4 protein-coding genes are annotated in these 3,495 nt (G+C 61.1%); all 4 read left to right on the top strand.

What is annotated here, in order from left to right:
- Positions 1-85 precede the first annotated feature (85 nt).
- The 4 genes from FEF27_RS12895 to FEF27_RS12880 all read left to right on the top strand — a co-directional run bounded on the left by FEF27_RS12895 (position 86) and on the right by FEF27_RS12880 (position 3,457).
- Positions 86-1,294, top strand: coding sequence for a tyrosine-type recombinase/integrase (locus FEF27_RS12895; protein WP_138171292.1), 1,209 nt, complete (start codon positions 86-88; stop codon positions 1,292-1,294).
- A complete protein-coding gene (locus FEF27_RS12890) occupies positions 1,291-2,244 on the top strand; it encodes a tyrosine-type recombinase/integrase (protein WP_138171291.1) in 954 nt (317 codons plus the stop codon). Before FEF27_RS12895 ends, FEF27_RS12890 begins: the two co-directional genes overlap by 4 nt.
- The gene (locus FEF27_RS12885; protein ID WP_138171290.1) at positions 2,241-2,918 is read left to right on the top strand and encodes a tyrosine-type recombinase/integrase; all 678 of its coding nucleotides are present in this window, start codon (positions 2,241-2,243) and stop codon (positions 2,916-2,918) included. The genes FEF27_RS12890 and FEF27_RS12885 overlap by 4 nt, the downstream gene beginning before the upstream one ends.
- Before the next feature lie 92 nt (positions 2,919-3,010).
- Positions 3,011-3,457: a tyrosine-type recombinase/integrase gene (locus FEF27_RS12880; protein WP_424991691.1), complete on the top strand. Its 447-nt coding sequence runs from the start codon at positions 3,011-3,013 to the stop codon at positions 3,455-3,457.
- Positions 3,458-3,495 lie beyond the last annotated feature (38 nt).

The following is a 3,495-nucleotide window of genomic DNA, read 5'->3' as shown; positions in this document are numbered from 1 at the left end:
ACGGATCGGTAGAAATTCCTCGGCTTAACGTTCCGGTCTGGTTAGTGTCCAGTCGTATCCATCCGTCTATGGAAAGGACACGGTCATGGATACGACAGTCACTCATCTCGGTTCGGTCGTTGTCGCGGCGCTACGTGCGGCCAACTACATGGAATCAACGATCGGCAATTACCAGAAGACGATCAGGCTCCTTGACGATTATGTCGCGGTACGCGGCGGTGAGTACTCGCCTTCTTTGGGTGCTGAGTTCGCGGCGCTGACCACCAGCCCACGCACCGGCAGGTTCAGTGCGGTACGACGGTTCAACTACACCCGGCTCGTCGCTCTCTTCGACTCGTACCTACGCTCAGGTGAGGTGGTTCTTGCCCGGCGCAAGCGCGGTGGCGGTGGACGGCAACCGGCATCTGTGGGGTTCATTGAACTCAACGCCTCGTGGGAGGCTGACATGGCCGACCGGGGCCTGGCGGTGGCCACCCGTGAGGCCTACGGACGCATTGCCCGCGGCTACTTGGTCTATCTTGAAGACCAGGGGATCACCAGCCTCGATGTGGCTGATCCAGCCACTGTGACAGGGTTCTTCACCTCGTTGCTGGATCGGTGGGCGCAGTCCTCGCTGTTCTGGCAGGTGTCGAATTTCCGCCCGTTTTTGAAGTTCATCGGTCGGAACGACTTGGTGGAGGCGGTCAATCTCATCGGTGCCCGCCGTTCACACCCGATCCTTCCTGATCTGGGTGATGAGGAGGTCACACGCGTTGTCCAAGCGTGCGCATCCTTGCCAAGGATCAGCAGCAGGGACGCAGCCATCACGTTGCTGTCACTGATGACAGGGCTACGGGCCTGCGACCTCGTCGATCTGCGAATCGACGATATTGACTGGCGGGGCCAGACAGTCTCGATTGTTCAGCAGAAGACCAAGAACCCGGTGACCCTGCCGCTTCCGGGCCTGTTGGCGGCCAAGCTGGCTGACTATGTGCTGGCAGAGCGGCCCGATTCTGATGATGATCATGTGTTCCTGCGCAGCGTGGCGCCCTACACCGGGTTGGTTGATCACGCCTCGATTTACAAGGTCACCGACGAGACGTTCCGTAAGGCCGGAGTCACTGATGTCAGGGCGGGGACGCGTTTGCTGCGCCACGCTGCCGCCTCTCGGTTGCTGCGGGCAGCCACGCCCCTGCCGACTATCGCAGCAGTGTTGGGTCATGCCAGCCAGGAATCCACCAACGTCTACCTCAGCGTCGATGAAAAGCGTCTGCGCGAGTGCGTGCTCCCGGTCCCGAAACGAGCATGGTCATGAGCGCGGACCGTTTCATCAGCTCCTTCGCCGCCGATTTGGAAGAGTACCTGGGATTCAAGGAGCAGATGGGCTTCTATGGCTACTCCCGGATCGTCTACCTGCAGCGGTTCGACGCCTACTGCACCAGCCACAGCCTGAGGGTCTTCAACCGGGCGACAGTTGAGGGGTGGGTGAGCAGCGAACTGGATCGTTCAGCGACTTCCCGGTCGTGGATGTCCTATATCCGTGACTTTGGCCGATGGATGCGCGCCCATAGGGATCCAGATGCCTATGTCCTCTCGGACCGGTGGAAAGCCGGGTTCACCCGCACCCGCCCCTACCTACTCACCAGCTCAGAGATCGAGCGGTTCTTCACTGCCGCGGTTCGCGTCGAAGCGGCCTCGCCGTGGGCCTGGCAGGCGGTGGGGTTCTTCAGCCTGATGCACTGTTGCGGTCTGCGCACCGGCGAGGCCCGCCGGTTGTTGGCCAGTCAGGTCGATCTCGATCTGCGCCAGATCGAGATCATCGACTCCAAGGCCAGGCGCAGCCGCCGACTGCCGATCACCGAGGAGGTGGTCGCGGTCCTTGCTGCCTGTGACCAGGCCTCGCGGTCACGATTCGGGCCACGCGAGCCGTTCTTCATCTCCTCGACCGGGGCGCCGGTGAACCCGAGCTCAGTGGGGGTGATCTTCAACCGGATCTGGGACCAAGCAGGACTTCCACGGCCAACTGGTGGTAGGCAACCACAGCCCTATGCATTCCGCCATCACTTCGCCTACGCCAACCTGCAACGGTGGATGAAAGACGGCACTGATGTCACCGCGATGCTGCCCTACCTGGCCCGTTACATGGGGCACGCCACGTTCGATTCGACCTACTACTACATCCACACTTCCCCAGACTTCCTGGACTCCTACGCTGACGTGGTCGCCGCCAGCCAGGGCATGTTGCCGGAGGTCGGGTTCGAATGAAACGCGACCCTGTCACCGATGAAGCCAACGTCTGGGTCTTCGCCCGGGACTTCCTGCACGTCTACATGCCCAAAACACGCGGCCTCTCACCCGCGACGATTCAGGCATACCGAATCAGCCTGGAATGCTTTCTGGCCTTCCTCACCGATCATCACCACGTCGACCGTGCTGAGGTCACCTTCGACCATTTCGATCGGCAGCATCTGAAAGGATGGATGGCCTGGATGAACACCGAGCGCGGCTACGCGGCCAGGACGATCACGCTCAGACTCGCTGCGGTCAAAGCGTTCCTTGCCTACGCCGCCGCTGAAGACATCACCCTGATGGCGCCGGATCAAGCCGCGAAGACTCTGAAAGCCCCGGCGCCGCCGCGAGCACCGATCGAATACCTCACCGCCGAGGCAACCCGGGCCGTGCTTGCCGCTCACACCGGAAACACGACCAAGTCACGCAGGAACAGGATGTTGCTGATCCTGCTGTATGAGACCGCCGCCCGGGTCGGGGAGATCACCACCCTGACACTGCAAGATCTCACCCTGACCAATCCGGGGCACCTGACGCTGACAGGCAAACGCAACAAGACCCGAGTGGTGCCGCTCAGCACCAAGACTGTTGAGCATCTGCAGGTTTATCTTGAGGAGTTCCACCCCGGTCGCACCTTACAGCGGAACTAAACCCAGTACGGTTCACCCTGACACTGCAAGATCTCACCCTGACCAATCCGGGGCACCTGACGCTGACAGGCAAACGCAACAAGACCCGAGTGGTGCCGCTCAGCACCAAGACTGTTGAGCATCTGCAGGTTTATCTTGAGGAGTTCCACCCCGGTCGCACCCGGATGCCGGCGATTAGGCCGGTGTTTTACAGTTTCCACCGCGGCCAACCCACCGGCCTGTCCACCGATACTGTAGCCGCAGTGCTGAAGGCCGCCGCCGAAACTGCCCGCCATCACTGTTCCTCAGTGCCAGCGCGGGTTCATTGCCACATGCTGCGCAAGACCAAGGCCATGGACCTCTATCAGAACGGCATCCCGCTGCCGATCATCATGCGACTACTGGGCCACGAAAACGCCTCCACCACACAAGCGTTCTACGCTTTCGCAACCCTGGACATGATGCGAGAAGCCATCAACACCGCCACACCCGCCACCGGCCCAGCGGCAACAGAGAAGCTGCCAGAAGACATGCTCCACGCGCTCTACAGCCTCCGATAAACCCAGAGCGTTAAGCCGAGGAATTTCTACCGATCCGT

The sequence above is a fragment of the Nesterenkonia sphaerica genome (assembly GCF_005771565.1).
Classification (GTDB): domain Bacteria; phylum Actinomycetota; class Actinomycetes; order Actinomycetales; family Micrococcaceae; genus Nesterenkonia; species Nesterenkonia sphaerica.
Note: the sequence above shows the minus strand (reverse complement) of the source record. Positions and strands in the feature narration are given on the sequence as shown.

Coding starts and splice junctions, on each gene's coding strand:
- FEF27_RS12895 (WP_138171292.1), top strand. CDS start 86: ATGGATACGACAGTCACTCATCTCGGTTCGGTCGTTGTCGCGGCGCTA.
- FEF27_RS12890 (WP_138171291.1), top strand. CDS start 1,291: ATGAGCGCGGACCGTTTCATCAGCTCCTTCGCCGCCGATTTGGAAGAG.
- FEF27_RS12885 (WP_138171290.1), top strand. CDS start 2,241: ATGAAACGCGACCCTGTCACCGATGAAGCCAACGTCTGGGTCTTCGCC.